This is a genomic window from Meridianimarinicoccus sp. MJW13 (assembly GCF_014901205.1).
GTDB lineage: Bacteria > Pseudomonadota > Alphaproteobacteria > Rhodobacterales > Rhodobacteraceae > Meridianimarinicoccus.
Map to the genome: position 1 here is coordinate 1 of NZ_JACNMU010000009.1, position 15,194 is coordinate 15,194.

The following is a 15,194-nucleotide window of genomic DNA, read 5'->3' on the forward strand; positions in this document are numbered from 1 at the left end:
GGTTCAAATCCTGCCCCCGCAACCAAAAATTTAACAGAATATCAAAGACTTGAAGTCGGCTCCAGCCGATCAAGTTTTTGATGTCGCGTTTTACATCAACGCCACATCAACGTTGGACGAGTCCAATATTTGGAACTGTGGGAATCGCTGACCAGGATTGGCACATGTGCCGTGGTCGGCTTCTTCGGGTGCCTCATTGCGACAAGCAAACGATGGCAGGATGCCAGCACTGTGAACCGCCCCGGGTTTACCGGAGAGTTTCTGGTTCAATGATCAGGCTGCTTTTTCGGCAGCGTTCAAGCTTGCGTGGAAATCCTCCTCTGCTTCTTGCGGGGTGAGATATCCGATGGCGCTGTGCAGTCGGCCGGTGTTGTACCAGTCGACCCATTTCAGGGTTTCCAATTCGACTTGGCCGGTAGACTTCCAGGGGCCGAGGAAATTGATGACCTCTGTCTTGAACAGACCGATGATGCTTTCGGCCAAGGCGTTGTCGTAGCTGTCGCCGACGCTGCCGACCGAGGTGTCGTTCCCGGCCTCGGCCAGACGCTCGGTGTAACGGATCGACAGGTATTGGCTGCCCCGATCGCTGTGATGGATCAGCTTGTCGGCTTCGGATGGCGCCCGCTGACAGATCGCCTGGTTCAGTGCGTCGAGGACGAAGCCGGTGGTCATCGAGGTCGAAACGCGCCAGCCGACGATCTTCCGGGCGAAGACGTCGATGACGAAGGCGACGTACACCATGCCCTGCCAGCTTGAGACGTAGGTGAAATCCGAAACCCAGAGCTGGTTCGGCATGGCTGCCAAGAAGGCTCGGTTCACCTTGTCGTCCGGGCAAGGTTGCGCTGCATCGGGGTTGGTCGTGATGACCTTCTTGCCGCGTACAACGCCTTGCAATCCCATAACCTTCATCAGCCGTTCCACGGTGCAGCGGGCGATGTCCCGCCCTTCGCGGCGCAACTGGTGCCAGACTTTGCAGGCGCCATAGCGTTTGCGACTGTTGTCGAAGGCATCCTGGATGGCGGCCCGATCAACAGCATCCTGCTTTGCACGACCAGATGCCAACAAGGGATCACGCTCAACGGCCTTGTGCGCATAAAACGTGGATGGTGCGATCCCCAAAACCCGGCAGATCGGCCCGACACCAAAAGCCCCTCGGTGATCATCGTTTGAACGGGCGGTCGAGCTCCGCCGCCGCGAAATATGCGCTGGCCTTCTTCAGGATCTCGTTGGCGGTTCGAAGCTCACGGTTCTCCCGCTCCAAATCTTTGATCCTGTCCTCCTCCGCACTCGTCAGCCCCGCCCGCTGACCGGCATCACGCTCGGCCTGCTGGCACCAGACGCGCAGGCTGTCCGGCGAACATCCCAACTTCGGTGCAATTGCCCGATATGCAGCGCTGTCGCTGCTGTAATCGGCACGGTTCTCACGAACCAGCCGAACACCGCGTTCGCGAAGCTCGGCCGGATAGGCGGGGGTGAATCGTCTTGTCGTCATAGGGCTCATCCTTTGAGTGTTTTACTCTCCGGTAAACCCGGGGCGGTTCAATGCGACCGGCCACATCGAGTCAGAACGACTCAAAGCGGACACGGAGGAGTACGGATCGCTTGCCCAATGGGGCGCATCGGCAACCACGTGAGCGGCCCAATCCCGACCTCGGCAACCTTGCATATTGCTGCAGTGCGGCCCGTCGAAGCCGCCTTTCGCTGCAAGCGCAACACCCGGATTGGGTCGACGCTCAGATCGCGGACCTTGCCGTCCTTCGATCAATCACCGCTAGCAACGGCAACCCGCGCATAGCCAGCATTGACGGTGTATTGGTGAATTTCCGATTCCAAGAGGTTTGCTCCAATTCTCGGTGAAACCGGAAGCGAATGTACAAGCGAACGGAGGTTCATACAGGGCTCCGGGCAAAAGACATCCCGAAAGAGTTGCAAGGAATACTCTCGACTTCTGACGCTCTGTCAGATTTAGTGACGGGATGTCAGATACGTTCGCCACCGATTCAGCGTCCAAGAGCGTTCGGCCCATGCCGCCGAGCAAGGCCGCGATAACGCGGTCCGCCATTCTCGATGCAGGATCCGTATTCCTGGAAACCCGGCCATTTCGCGATCTCACCGTCGGCGGTCTCATGGCAACGACAGAGTACAGTCGCCCCACCTTCTATCTCTATTTCAACGATCTCCACGGATTCATGGAAACGCTTCTGGACGAAGTGAAAGTCGGGATCGTCGAAGGGGCGCGTGCCTGGCTCTCCAATGAGGGGGATGCGGTTGGGGGCCTGCGGCAGAGCCTGACAACCCTGGTCGATGTCGCCCACCAGCATGGCCCGATCCTGAAAGCCGTTGCGGATGCCGCGCCGGGTGATGCCCGACTGGAACGTGTCTGGGAGATGTTCCTGGGATCGTTTGATGAAGTGGTTTCGGCCCGCATTGCACAGGATCAGGCTGCGGGCCTTACGCCAGACTTTGAACCGCTGCCGGTTGCGCGCGCATTGAATAGAATGGACGCCGGCATGCTCATTCAGGCGTTTGGTTCTGGCGAGAAAGCCCCGAAAGACGTGGTGCTTTCGGCAATCATGCGAGTTTGGCTCTCGACGCTGTACCCATTCGACGCAGCCGCATCGATTGAACAAATCGGACGATAGCGACCAATTCCGCAAGGGCAGATGTGCTTTTGAAAAAGGGCATGCTTGCGCCAAACGAAAAAAGGGAGGCCGAAAGATGATTTCCACAAGGGCACTGGCTACCACAGCCGGAATTGCCACGATGGCTGGGGGGCTCTGGGTCTCTCCGCTGGCGGCTCAGGAAGTGCCGGCAATGGAGATGACAACGGAGATACCGGAAGGCATAACTACACCGGACAACATCCAGACCCGCGTGGGAGCTCTGAACTTCTTTGACGGCGTGCCGGACGTGGAGTCCGCACAGAAGGTGTACAACCTGCTGGACTTCACCCACGCCTACCAAGCCTTTCTTGATGGCACCAAGATTGCCTCGATGGACGCAATCCGCAAAGGCATCCTGGAATTTGGTCCGGCGAACACGACGGCCGTTCTGTTCGAGGGGCTGATGGATTCGAAAGCCCTGTTCCTGACCGCCAACACCACCAGCGTTTACATGTTCTCCTGGCTGGAGATGGGCGACGAACCGATGGTGATCGAGACACCGCCCAACGTGCTCGGGTTCATCAACGATCACTGGTTCCGCTATGTGATCGATTTCGGAAACCTGGGACCGGATGAAGGCAAGGGCGGCAAGTTCCTTGTCCTGCCGCCGGGTTACGAGGGCGATGTTCCCGAAGGCTACCACGTTGCGCCGACCTCCACCTATGGCAACTGGGTGATCTGGCGCGGGTATCAGAAGGATGGCTCGACGGATGACGCGGTCAACAACACCAAGGAGAAGTTCAAGATTTATCCGCTCTCCCAGGCGGAGACCCCGCCGGAAATGACCTTCGTGAATGCGTCTGGTCAGTTTATGAACACGATCCACCGGATGGACGAGAATATCTTCCACGAGATCAACGACGTTGTTCAGGCCGAACCCTTGATGGGCGAACGTCCCGAGCTTCTTGGGCACCTCGCGGCGATCGGGATCGTCAAGGGACAGGAATTTGCGCCCGATGAGCGGATGCAGGCGATCCTCAAGGCCGCAGCAAGCGCCGGCTCGGTCACCGTTAAGACCATCGTCTCCAAGCCGCGCGACGAGCGGTTCTACTGGTATCCCGGTGAGAGCTACTGGCTGACGGCGTTCCCGGGCAGCGCCTACACATGGGAGCTGGACGGTGTGACCCTGCACGACATCCGCGCGGGCTTCCATTTCTACGCGACCGGGATCACGCCTGCGATGGCCCTCAAGAAGGTCGGCAAAGGTTCGCAATATGCCTTCACCTATCTCGATTCCAAGGGCAACCCGCTGGATGGTGCGAGGACCTACAAGGTGAATGTGCCAAAGGACGTGCCGGCCAAGGATTTCTGGTCGTTCACGCTCTATGACAACCAGACCCGATCGATGTTGCAGACCGACGCCCAGTTCCCTGGGATCGGCAGCAACGACACGAGCGTCGCCCAGAATGACGACGGCTCCTACGACATCTACTTTGCGCCGGAGGCCCCGAAGGGCAAGGAAAGCAATTGGGTCCAGACCGTTCCCGGCAAGGGCTGGAACACGATCTTCCGCCTGTATGGCCCGCTCGAGTCCTGGTTCGACCAGACCTGGCGGCCAGGCGAGATCGTGTTGATCGATTTTGCCAGCAGTGCAAACGACTGTGCTTGTGGCGCTAAAGAAGAAGCGAAGTGATCGAAAATGTTGGAAGCAGCCTGTCGCTGCTTCCAACAGCCCACTTGGGTCAGAATGGCGCGATGATATCTATCTCTGCACCGGTCGCAACGAAGACACGTCCCGTCCTGCTTTCTGAAATCGGCGCCCACAAAGGTTGAGATTACTCGACTGCGCCGAAGTCGGCATAGCAGCCTGCGTTGCAAGGTGCAGCATTTGGTATGGCGGGCTCCGAGCCGACTTGCGGCAGCGCAGTGAGCATCTCGGACTCAGGCGAATGTGGATGTCGGCTTTTGACGATAATCCATGAGCGGTTCGCGCCTGCAGAGAAAGCCCGCTCTCCGCCCTTCCTGCACAATGCCGCGGTGCCGGATCAACCCATCGTACTCCTGCAATGAAGGTCAAAGTTGGATGATTGGGCTCAGTGTCGCTCATTGGTAGCAGGCCGAGTGCTTCCCGTCCGTCACCCTACCTTCGCACCCCAGAAGGACGTGTGGTCGGCAGCGAGGTAGCCATCCGCGACCCGGAAGTATCCCTGGAGCTCGACGGTATCGCCGGCCGCTAATTCGACCATCGTCTGCAACCAGAGCGCAGTAGCCCCCGACACATGCGTCCCGAAAACCTCGCCATATGATCCCTTGATCTCGGTCGCCCCATTCAGCACCAGCCGCCCGCTCATCCGGGCCGAGGTACTGGCATTCACCTTGTAGTGCAGCGTCGCGCCAAACAGGTACCCGCCCTGACCGATACACTGATGGAGAAACACCCAGCTGCCAGTTGGGTCACTTGTTTGGTGGGGTTTTCCCGGCCACACGCAAATCGATGGTGACCGCCCATGCGACCGTATCGCCGACACTCATGCCTGCAATGGATCAGTCGCTGCTGTTCATTTGAAAGAAGATCGGTACGCCCGCCCCGCGTGCAAACGCGGTGTAACCGCGCTGTTGGGTTGCACGCGACAGCAGGGCCACCGCTACGACCAGCGCCATCAAGGCGCTGATCGTGACCAGGTTGTTCACTACCGAGAATGAACTGACCTTAGTTCTTGATGACGTTGTGCTCGGGGCCGAAGGGGAAGCCGGTGATGTTCTCGACCTTGTCCTCTTCGATGACCAGAATGTCATGCTCGCGGTAGCCGCCAGCGCCGGGCTGTCCTTCGGGGATCATGACCATGGGCTCCATGGAAACGACCATTCCGGGCTTGAGCACCGTTTCGATGTCTTCGCGAAGTTCGACACCGGCCTCGCGGCCATAGTAGTGGCTCAGAACGCCGAAGCTGTGCCCGTAACCGAACGAACGATACTTCAGCAGATCCCATTCGCGGTACATCTCGTTGAGTTCAATCGCGATGTCCATGCAGCGGGCGCCGGGCTTGATCAGTTCAAGTCCACGCTCGTGCACCTTCACGTTCTTTTCCCAGATGTCGAGGCTGGCATCATCCACGTGGTCGCAGAACAGGGTGCGTTCCAGGGCGGTGTAATACCCGAAGATCATCGGGAAAGTGTTGAGGCTGAGGATCTCGCCGGACTGCACCTTCTTGTTGGTCACGGGGTTGTGCGCGCCGTCGGTGTTGATGCCCGACTGGAACCAGGTCCACGTGTCCATCAGTTCCACAAAGGGGAAGGAGTTTGCGATCTCGCGGATCATCGCGTTGGTCCCGGCGATGGCGACTTCGTGCTCGGGGACACCTGCCTTGACGGCATTTGCCACGGCAGCACCGCCGACGTCGGCGACGCGGGCGCCTTCCTTGATCAGCTTGATCTCTTCGGCCGACTTGATCGTGCGCATCCACATGGCCGGCTGGCCGACGTCCACCAGTTCGACGCCCGGCAGAGCGTCCTGGATCAATTGCCGGTATTCCAGCGACACGTGATCGAATTCGATCCCGACGCGCTTGGCGCCTTGGGTCAGTTGCTGGATCGCGCGGTAGAAGTTGTCACGGCGCCAGTCCGTGTAGGTGATGTTGTTGCCAAAGCTGCGGCGGAAAGGCTGACCGCCATCGATGCCGGCAGAGATCGTGGTGGCATTCTTCTGGTCGATGACCATGCCGTACTTGCGGCCGAAATAGCAGTAGAGCCAGCCGCTGTAATAGTTGATGCAGTGGTACGAGGTGAACAGCGCCGCGTCGACGTCGTTCTTGCCCATCCAGTCACGCAATTCGTTCTGCCGGCGGGCCATCTCGTTGTCCGAAAAGGGCGAAAACTCCTTCTCGCCGTTGTGCCATTCCATGACGTGGAGCATGTCGTCCATTGTCGAAAGTCCTCTCTGCTATCAGTGACACAGAATGCGTAGCAGTCAGGCTGCGTCGCGAAAAATTAATTGCAATCATCCTACCATAAGAATTTCATATCAGGCTTGCGTGTTGGCCTAAGATCCGGCGCGGGCGCGCATCGGCAGGCGGAAGCTCGACACGTCTTCCGTGATCCGTTCGATCAGCTTCAGCGCCGCATCCGACATCTTGATGTGCTTGTAGAACAGCCCGATGTGGATATTGGACAATTGCGGGAAGCCATCGCTGGGGGTCAGGGTCCGCATGCCGGGCAGCAGGGTCTTTCTGGTCAGCGCGGTGACGCCCATGCCATCCAGAACGGCCTTCTGGAGGGCTGACACGCCCAGGCTTTCAAAGGACACGCGCCAGTCGCGCCCCTCGGCATTCAGGGCATCGATCATGCGCTTGCGATAGAAGCAGCCATCGGGGTGGGCGATCACCTTGAGCGGGTGGTCGGGGTCGATCTTGTGATCGCGGGCACAGACCCAGACCGGACGTTCCGACCAGTAGATAGAGACATGGGGTGCCGGCATCACGTCAGTGATGGCAATGGCCATGTCGAGGGTGTCAATATGGAGGGCAGAGAGCAGTTCCCGGCTTCGATGACATCGAATGTCCAGCAGAACAGCCGGGTTTTCGCGGGAGAACCTGGCGATGATGCTTTGGAAGAAATCGATCGAATAGTCGACTGGCAGACCGATCCGAAGCGTTCCAAGGGCGGCTGTCTGCTGCAGGTTCGCGACGGCCCGGTCGTTGAGGCGCAGCATCTCGCGGGCGTAGCCCAGAAGGGTCTGTCCGTTCGGCGTCAACTCGACCTGTTTGCCTTTGTGCTCCAGTAATTTCGCACCGACAACTTCTTCAAGGCGCTTGATCTGCAGGGATATCGCCGGCTGGGTCCGTCCCAGGACGTTCCCGGTTTCGGTGTAGTTGCGCAGGTCCACCACGGTCACGAAGGTCCGCAACAGATCGGTCTGCAGGTTTGTGAATTTGCGCATCATAAACAATCCTTATTCATGCATTGTTACTATGAATTTCCGAGAGAAGGCAAGCTGCCCTAGGGTCTGAAGATCAACAGTCCATGGGGGTTCAATGCCATATTCTACCGTTTTCGCCGCTGAATTGCCTTGGCCCGACTATCAAAAACGGGTGCAGAACGGGGATGTGCCAATACTAATTCCGCTCGGGTCCATGGAGCAGCACGGCCATCATATGCCGATGCATGTGGATGTGCTTTTGCCGACGGAATTCGCACGTCGCGCTGCCGAACAGGCAGGGGCTCTCGTCGCGCCGCCCTTCACCTATGGATACAAGTCACACCAGAAATCGGGTGGCGGGAACTTCTTTCCGGGCACCACCAGCCTTGACGGCGCGAGCCTCGTGAATGCGCTCAAGGACGTGGTCAAGGAATTCGTACGCCACGGTGTGCGCAACCTGTGCATCGTCAACGGTCATTTCGAAAACTCCTGGTTCATCACCGAAGCCATCGACCTTGCCCTGCGCGAACTGGGCTGGGCCGACATCCACGACGTCAAGGTCGTGGTCCTTTCCTATTGGGATTTCGTGGATCAGGCCTCGATCGAGAAGCTGTATCCCAACGGTTTCCTTGGCTGGGACATCGAGCATGGCGGTGTTCTGGAAACTTCCCTGATGCTGCGCCTGCACCCTGATCTCGTGTCCCTGCAGGACGCGGTAGAGCACGCGCCCGCAACCTTCCCCCCCTATGACGTCTACCCGGCCAAACCGGACTGGACGCCGGCCAGTGGCACGCTGTCCTCGCCAAAGGAAGCGACCGCCGAAAAGGGCGATATCCTTCTGGATGTCTGCACCAAGGGGATCGTGAAAGCCCTTAAAGCCGAGTTCGGCCAGCCTTGAGCGCCGGCAAGTGCGAGTTGATCGATCCGTAAAAAAAATGTGACCCCAACAAGGAGCAACCCAATGACATCCAAACTGATCAGACCCAGCCGTCGCAGCCTTCTGAAAATGACCGGTGCAGCGGCTTTGACCACGCCATTCCTGTCGATTCGCGCTGCGGCGCAGACCACAGAGCTTTCGATGCTCGCCTGGTACGGCCACGCAGAGCCCGATATCGTGGGTGAATTCGAAGAAGCCAACAACGTCAAGTTCGTGCCGAAGTACTATACCGGCGGCGACAACATGCTGGGGCTGATCGCGCAATCTCCGCGCGGGACCTTCGACGTGATCCTGTCCGATGGCGAATATGTTCAGCAGCTCAATGCCGCCGGATACATCGAAGAGCTTGACCCGGCTGACTATGCCTTCGACGACTTCTTCCCCGAGTTCCAGAAATTCCCGGGCCACTGGCAGGACGACAAGCTCTATTCCGTGATCACCCGGTTTGGCTTCCTTGGTGTGGCGTACAACACCGATGCGTTCACGGAAGAGGAAGCATCCAGCTACGATCTTTTCGCGGACGAGCGTCTGACCGGAAAACTCGGCCATTTCGACTGGCACCTGCCCAACCTGGGTCAGATGAGCCTGCACGTGGGCAATTCCTCGCCCTACGACATCGACGAAGCGGCCTGGGAAAAGGTGCAAGAGCACACCATGGGTCTGCGTCGTCAGGCGGGTGGCTTCTTTGACTACGGCGGCACCTTCTCGTCGCTCGACAACGGCCAGATGCTGGCCTTTGCGGGCATCGGCGACTGGATCACGGGCACCCTGGAAAAGAACGGCAGCGCGGTGCGCAGCGTCATTCCCAAGGAAGGCGGCCTGCAGTGGACCGAGAGCTTCTCGATCGGCAAAGGCTCCAAGAACCAGGAGATGGCCAAGAAGTGGATCCAGTACATCACCTCGCCGGAAGGCCAGGCAAAATCCGCTGACATGGCGGCCTATCCCGCCATCGTGCCGTCGGAAGCCGGTTGGAAAGTGCTGAACGAGACCAACCCCGCAGAAGCCAAGCGTCAGAACATGGTGCTGGGCGAGCGCAATGCCATGGACATGATCCGCGAAGGGCTGATCCAGTATCGTCAGCTTCCGGTTCAGCAGAGCCTCGAAGACTGGAACGACTTCTGGTCCGACTACAAAGGCGCGTAAAGCGCATTCTTTTCGGGGCGCGGTACGTGAACGCGCCCCGATCTGCGTTCCGCCTGCAGAGCCATGGGAACTGACATGACCAAGCGACCAACCCTGTTTTCACTGATCTTGTCGATGCCGCTTCTGATCTGGCAGTTGACTTTCTTCCTGTTTCCCCTGTTGTTTCTTGTCGCGATCAGCTTCTGGACCGTGCGCAACTTCCAGATGCAGCCCGATATCAACTTCGGCAATTGGGAGCGCGTTCTGACGCGCGGCGTTTTCTGGGATGCCTATTTCCGGACCATGGTCCTGGCCACGGCTGCTGCCGCGATCACCAGTATCATCGCCTTCCCGGCGTCCTATGCGATCTCCTTCAAGATGAGCGAGAAGGCCAAGCGCTGGATGATCTTCATCCTGATCATCCCGTTCTTCACCAGCTATCTTGTGCGGGTCTATTCGTTGCAGGTGTTCCTGTCGGACGCGGGCATCGTGAACGCCGTCTTCGGTTATGTGGGTCTTGGCCCGTTTCCGATGTTGAACAACGCGTTTGGTGTCATTGTGGGCATGATCACGTTGACGCTGCCCCTGGTCATCCTGCTGCAGACATTCAGCCTGAATTTCGTCAACCGCGACCTGATCGAGGCTGCGCACAACCTGCGCTGCGGGCGGTTGCGGACGGTCTTTGCGGTCATCGTGCCGTCGGCCAAGGTGGGCCTTGTCGTTGCGGCGCTGTTTGCCTTCATCCTGAGTTTCGGGGACTTCGTCAGCCCGCTTTACCTGGGCGGTGGCAACCCTCCGACCCTGTCGATCATGATCACGGACTTCACCAAATCCGGCCAGCAATGGCCCCGCGCCGCCGTGGTGGCGATCATGATGATCGTCACGCTTCTGACGGTTGCTTTCGCGGCGATCACCTATGCCTACAAAGAGCGGGGGAAATAAGATGGGGAACGAAAACCGCATCGTCAACGGACTTCTGAAGCTGCATATCGCGCTGTGCCTGTTGTTCATCTTCGCTCCGATCGCGGGAAGCTTCGTCTTCTCGCTCAACTCGGACCGGTTCCCGTCCCTCCCGCTGGGAGAGTTCTCGACCGAATGGTATCGCCTGATCTGGGAGGATCCGCTGGTTTGGCAGGGCTTTGCCAATACCGTGGTCGTGGGTCTGACGGTCGCCGTCATTGCGACCCTTCTGGGCTTTGGCGGGGCCTATACGGACTTCCGGTACAACTTCACCGGCAAGTCTTTCTACCTCGCCCTGGCGATGTTGCCGCCGACCATCCCGGTTGTGATCATGGGGTTGGCCATGCTCGCCTTCCTGAGCCGCGTGAACCTGTCCGGCACAACGATTTCGGTCATCATCGCGCATGGTGTGATGTGCAGTCCCTTTGCCATGGCCATCATCCGGCTGCGCCTGTCGCAGATGGATCCTGACCTGGAAGCCGCATCATGGAACATGGGCGGAAACCAGTGGCAGACCCTGCGCTACGTCATCATTCCTTTCGCCAAACCTGCGATCTTTGCGGCGCTGTTCATCACCATGGCGGTGTCCTTCGATGAATTCGCCGTCGCATGGTTCGTGTCCGGTCTCAACGAAACGCTGCCTGTGAAAATTCTGGGCTTCCTGCAAGGCCAGGTCAGCCCACGCATCAACGCCATCGGCTCCCTCGCCTTCCTCAGCTCAATGACGCTGATCATACTTGCCCAGCTTCTGCTGCGGAGCCCGGAGGACAAAAAGTCATGAAAGTGAACGCAGAAATGGAACAGCAGTCCGAAGCCATCGTGAAGTTCGACAATGTCGTCAAGCGGTTTGGAAATTTCACCGCAGTCGAAAAGGCCGATTTCGAAATCGGGCGCGGCGAGTTCCTGGCCATCATGGGGTCTTCCGGCTGCGGCAAGACCACGACATTGCGCATGCTGGCCGGCCTTGAAGACCCGACCGAAGGTGCGATCTACCTTGACGGGGAAAAGGTCAACGGCAAGGCCACCTGGGACCGGGACACCCCCATGGTCTGGCAATCCCTGGCCCTGTTCCCGTTCCTGACGGTTCAGGAAAACGTCGAGTTTGCGCTCAAGATGCGCGGTGTCGGCAAGGAAGAACGCCGACAGCGCGCGGAAAAATGGCTCGAGAAGATGCAGATCACCGAGTTCGCAAACCGCAACATCAACCAGTTGTCGGGCGGTCAAAAGCAACGTGTGGCCCTGGCGCGCGCGCTTGTGACAGAGCCGAAGATCCTGCTGCTGGATGAGCCGCTCTCGGCGCTGGACGCACACCTCAAGGTGCGGATGCAAGCGGTGCTGTCCAATCTGCAGAAGGATCTGGGCATCACCTTCGTTTACGTGACGCACTCCATGTCTGAAGCGTTTTCGATGGCGGATCGGGTGGTCATCATGAGCCGCGGGCAGATCGAGCAGATCGGCACGCCCGAGGAAATCTATCGCGAACCCTACAATCGGTTCGTTGCCGAGTTTCTGGGGTCGGCCAACATCTTTGACAGCGTCATTACCGGCCCGTCCGGTTCCGACGGCTGGAAGGTCGATTTCGAAGGCGGTGAAACAAGTCTGTCCAAGGACGAACTGCCCAATGCCGTACAGGGGCAAGCCGTCACCTTCATCGTCAGCGCCGAGAACATGCAGTTGAGCGCGCCCGACAGCGGCCAGCCGGGTATCCTGGCCAGTGTGGCAGGCGAGGAGTTCATCGGCGGGACGGCCATGGTCTTCCTGGAGACGGAAACCGGTCACGAACTCAAGGTTCAGAAGTCCCATGATGAATTGTCCCTGCTCAATCTGCATGCGGGCTCAAAAGTCATCGTTCATTGGGCGCCGGAGAGCTGCCACATTCTGCCAGGCGAGAATCTCTGATCCGACAGAAAAACCAGAGCCGAGGGATGAATGGAGCCGGTTCTGATCAGGAAGATTACTTAGAGGAGAAACAATGGTTATTCGATCGGGTATATTCAGGGGGGTGAATCCGTACTCGTCCCTGATATCAGCAGGGGTCATTCTGCTGTTCATTTTCCTGGTTCTTGCATTCCCGACAAATTCCGCGTCGTGGATCGATTCCGCCCGGACCATCGTAACGTTCTACTTCAATTGGTGGTACGTTATCATGTCAGGCAGTTTTCTGGTTTTTCTGATTGCCATCGCGGTCAGCAAATATGGCGCGATCCGGCTTGGCGACGCGGATGAGCGGCCGAAATACAGCTACTTCACCTGGTTCGCGATGCTCTACGCGGCGGGGCAGGGGATTGGCATCATTTTCTGGTCCATCGCAGAGCCGATCTTCCACTATTCCGGCGGCACGCCGTTTGCAGAGGGAACGGGAACCGCCGAGGCGGCCGACATGGCGCTCCAGGTCAGCTTTTTCCACTGGGGTCTGAACGCATGGGCAATCTATTGCATTGTTGCGCTGGCCCTGTGTCTGGTCAGCTACCGGCTGAACAAGCCGCTGGGCATCCGCTATACGCTTTACCCGCTGTTCGGGGATCACGTGGAAGGCAAGCTGGGCGTTGTGATCGACGTGATCGCGGTTTTCGCAACCATCTTCGGCATCGCGACGTCTCTTGGCCTGGGCGTTACCCAGATCAATGCGGGCCTGAATCACATCTGGGGTATCCCGATCACAAAGGGCGTGCAGCTCGTGCTGATCGCAGCGATCACCGGTGTCGCCCTCTGCTCGGTTCTGTCGGGTCTTGACCGGGGCATCAAGTGGTTGTCCCAGGTCAACATGTGGCTGACGATCGTGCTGCTGGTCTTCTTCTTCGCCTGGGGGCCGACGCGCTATCTGCTGGTAAGCCTCGGAGAAGCCACGGTTTCCTACCTGATGAACCTGTTCAAGTTCAACGTCTATATCGAAGGCGTCCCGAACGAGGCCACGCGCTGGAGCGATATGTGGCAGGGCTGGTGGACGACCTTCTACTGGGGCTGGTGGATCTCCTGGGCGCCGTTCGTCGGGGTCTTCGTCGCGCGCGTTTCGCGGGGCAGAACGGTTCGTGAGTTCATCTTCGGAGTTGTCGGTGTTTCGTCCCTGCTGTCCTTTGTCTGGATTGTGGCCTATGGCGGAACCGCGCTCTGGGCGGAGCTTTTCGGTCCCGGCGGCGTGTCCGATGCCGTGAGCAGCAACGTTTCGATGGCGCTTTTCGCGACGTTCGAAGCGATGGATGTGGGCGTAATCGGTGTTGTGGCCGGCGTGCTTGGCACGATCCTTGTGACAACCTATTTCGTGACCTCGTCGGACTCGGGCACATTGGTTGTGGCGACGATCCTCAGCGAGGGCAACGAACACCCGATGTATCGTCACCGCTTGATCTGGGGCTCGTTCGAGGGCGTGGTCGCGGCGGTTCTGCTGGTGGCCGGAGGCAGCGCGGCGCTCAGCACCTTGCAGACCGCAGCCATCATTGCGGCACTGCCGTTCTCGATCATCATGGTGCTGATGTGTGTGGCCATCGTGCGCTGCCTGTCACAGGAGCATTCGAGCAGCGACGCTTCCGACGTCAGCTAGACGATCTGAACGGACTTCCAGAACGGGCGGGCGCCACGGCGCTCGCCCGTTTTACGTTTCCTGACCGACTTGCGCCAGATTTTGCCGCCAGGCCTCGGGCGGGAGTCCCTCGCGGGTGCGAAACACCTTCCCGAAATGCGAGGCGTCGCAAAATCCGGTTGCCGTCGCGATGTCCGTCACGGACCGGTCTGTTTCGCTCAGCAGGTGGCGCGCGACATTCAGCCGGACCGATAGACCGGCCTCGGCCGGCGAGAGTTTCAGCGCCTCGCCGAAGTGACGTTCAAGCCGGCGTCTGCTAACCTTCAACCGTGTGGACAATTCCCCGACAGTCAATGGCGTTGCCACATTCTGCCGAATCAGATGCAGGGCTTTGCGCACCAAAATGTCCGACGTGTTGTATTCAAGCGGCAGGCCCGGCTGCGGGTTTTCAGATGTCTGGGCTTCGTCGATGATCATGATGTTCAGGCTTTTTCTTGCCGCAGCCTGCCCGATGTGCCGATCCACCAGAAAAGCCGCCAGATGGGCAGAGCTTGCCCCCCCGGAACAGGTCAATCGATCACGATCAACAACGTAGATCTGGTCGGATATCGGAATGAGCCCTTCGAATTGTTCCAGGAAATCATTGTGGTGGAACCAGCTGACACAACAGCGGTAGCCGTCCATCAGGCCTGCCTTGTGCAGGATGAACGCGCCGGTACAGACACCGACAATCGGAACATTGGCCTGTGCCACGCGCTTGAGATACACCAGATAGTCCGGGTTGAGATCCTGGATTGCCGGTATCAGCCCGCCTACCACGACCACATAGTCGAACTCGCGCGGGTCGCCGAGGCGCTCATCGGGCTGCACCGGGATGCCGCAGCTCGAGACCACCGGATTCATTGTTGCCGAGACAATGCGCCAGGAACACCGGATCGGTCGCGACCGATCGCCTTCATCCGCTGCCAGCCGCAGAACGTCCACGAAATTTGCCAAAGCAGACAAGGTGAATCGGCGGGCAAGAATGAAGCCGATTTTCAGCACGGGTTTGGTGGTCATGTCAGTCTTTCCGGCAAGGGTATTGGCGCAAATATACCACGCACCCGGCGCAATCATACAATGATTTTCCCGCAGGGCATG

At 58.7% G+C, this 15,194-nt stretch carries 13 protein-coding genes, 1 pseudogene and 1 other annotated feature; of the genes and pseudogenes, 8 read left to right on the plus strand and 6 right to left on the minus strand.

Features of this window, described 5'->3' with window-relative positions; all coding sequences use genetic code 11:
• Positions 1 to 273: 273 nt before the first annotated feature.
• A pseudogene (locus H8B03_RS15895) lies at positions 274 to 1,492 on the minus strand (IS3 family transposase).
• Positions 1,105 to 1,205 (minus strand) — a sequence feature (AL1L pseudoknot). Its footprint overlaps the pseudogene before it by 101 nt.
• 532 nt (positions 1,493 to 2,024) lie before the next feature.
• On the opposite strand from H8B03_RS15895, the gene H8B03_RS15900 reads away from it, so the two are divergent.
• On the plus strand, positions 2,025 to 2,642 hold the full coding sequence (locus H8B03_RS15900; protein ID WP_193142881.1) for a TetR/AcrR family transcriptional regulator: 618 nt from the start codon (positions 2,025 to 2,027) through the stop codon (positions 2,640 to 2,642).
• 76 nt (positions 2,643 to 2,718) lie between these two features.
• On the plus strand, positions 2,719 to 4,296 hold the full coding sequence (locus H8B03_RS15905; RefSeq protein WP_226926020.1) for a DUF1254 domain-containing protein: 1,578 nt from the start codon (positions 2,719 to 2,721) through the stop codon (positions 4,294 to 4,296).
• A 442-nt stretch (positions 4,297 to 4,738) separates the two neighbouring features.
• Here the strand turns inward: H8B03_RS15905 and H8B03_RS15910 are convergent, their stop codons facing one another.
• The 4 genes from H8B03_RS15910 to H8B03_RS15925 all read right to left on the minus strand — a co-directional run bounded on the left by H8B03_RS15910 (position 4,739) and on the right by H8B03_RS15925 (position 7,539).
• Positions 4,739 to 5,041, minus strand: a complete 303-nt coding sequence (locus tag H8B03_RS15910; RefSeq protein ID WP_226926021.1) for a hypothetical protein — start codon at positions 5,039 to 5,041, stop codon at positions 4,739 to 4,741.
• A 106-nt stretch (positions 5,042 to 5,147) separates the two neighbouring features.
• A complete protein-coding gene (locus tag H8B03_RS15915) occupies positions 5,148 to 5,294 on the minus strand; it encodes a hypothetical protein (protein ID WP_193142882.1) in 147 nt (48 codons plus the stop codon).
• Between the two features lie 19 nt (positions 5,295 to 5,313).
• Entirely contained in the window at positions 5,314 to 6,525 is a 1,212-nt protein-coding gene (locus H8B03_RS15920) for a M24 family metallopeptidase (protein ID WP_193142883.1), read from the minus strand.
• 117 nt (positions 6,526 to 6,642) lie between these two features.
• Entirely contained in the window at positions 6,643 to 7,539 is an 897-nt protein-coding gene (locus H8B03_RS15925; RefSeq protein WP_193142884.1) for a LysR substrate-binding domain-containing protein, read from the minus strand.
• 94 nt (positions 7,540 to 7,633) lie between these two features.
• On the opposite strand from H8B03_RS15925, the gene H8B03_RS15930 reads away from it, so the two are divergent.
• The 6 genes from H8B03_RS15930 (at position 7,634) to H8B03_RS15955 (ending at position 14,075) form a co-directional block, all read left to right on the plus strand.
• Positions 7,634 to 8,416: a creatininase gene (locus H8B03_RS15930; RefSeq protein ID WP_193142885.1), complete on the plus strand. Its 783-nt coding sequence runs from the start codon at positions 7,634 to 7,636 to the stop codon at positions 8,414 to 8,416.
• 63 nt (positions 8,417 to 8,479) lie between these two features.
• A complete protein-coding gene (locus H8B03_RS15935; RefSeq protein WP_193142886.1) occupies positions 8,480 to 9,598 on the plus strand; it encodes a spermidine/putrescine ABC transporter substrate-binding protein in 1,119 nt (372 codons plus the stop codon).
• Between the two features lie 75 nt (positions 9,599 to 9,673).
• Positions 9,674 to 10,519 (plus strand): ABC transporter permease, encoded by an 846-nt coding sequence (locus H8B03_RS15940; RefSeq protein ID WP_193142887.1) that lies wholly within the window; start codon positions 9,674 to 9,676, stop codon positions 10,517 to 10,519.
• A 1-nt stretch (position 10,520) separates the two neighbouring features.
• A complete protein-coding gene (locus H8B03_RS15945) occupies positions 10,521 to 11,318 on the plus strand; it encodes an ABC transporter permease (protein ID WP_193142888.1) in 798 nt (265 codons plus the stop codon).
• Positions 11,315 to 12,436 carry an ABC transporter ATP-binding protein gene (locus H8B03_RS15950; RefSeq protein ID WP_193142889.1) on the plus strand — a complete coding sequence of 374 codons (1,122 nt, stop codon included), beginning with the start codon at positions 11,315 to 11,317 and terminating at the stop codon, positions 12,434 to 12,436. The genes H8B03_RS15945 and H8B03_RS15950 overlap by 4 nt, the downstream gene beginning before the upstream one ends.
• A 73-nt stretch (positions 12,437 to 12,509) precedes the next feature.
• Positions 12,510 to 14,075: a BCCT family transporter gene (locus H8B03_RS15955; protein WP_193142890.1), complete on the plus strand. Its 1,566-nt coding sequence runs from the start codon at positions 12,510 to 12,512 to the stop codon at positions 14,073 to 14,075.
• Between the two features lie 51 nt (positions 14,076 to 14,126).
• Here H8B03_RS15955 and H8B03_RS15960 read toward each other — a convergent pair whose 3' ends face one another.
• A complete protein-coding gene (locus H8B03_RS15960; protein ID WP_193142891.1) occupies positions 14,127 to 15,113 on the minus strand; it encodes a GlxA family transcriptional regulator in 987 nt (328 codons plus the stop codon).
• Positions 15,114 to 15,194: the final 81 nt, after the last annotated feature.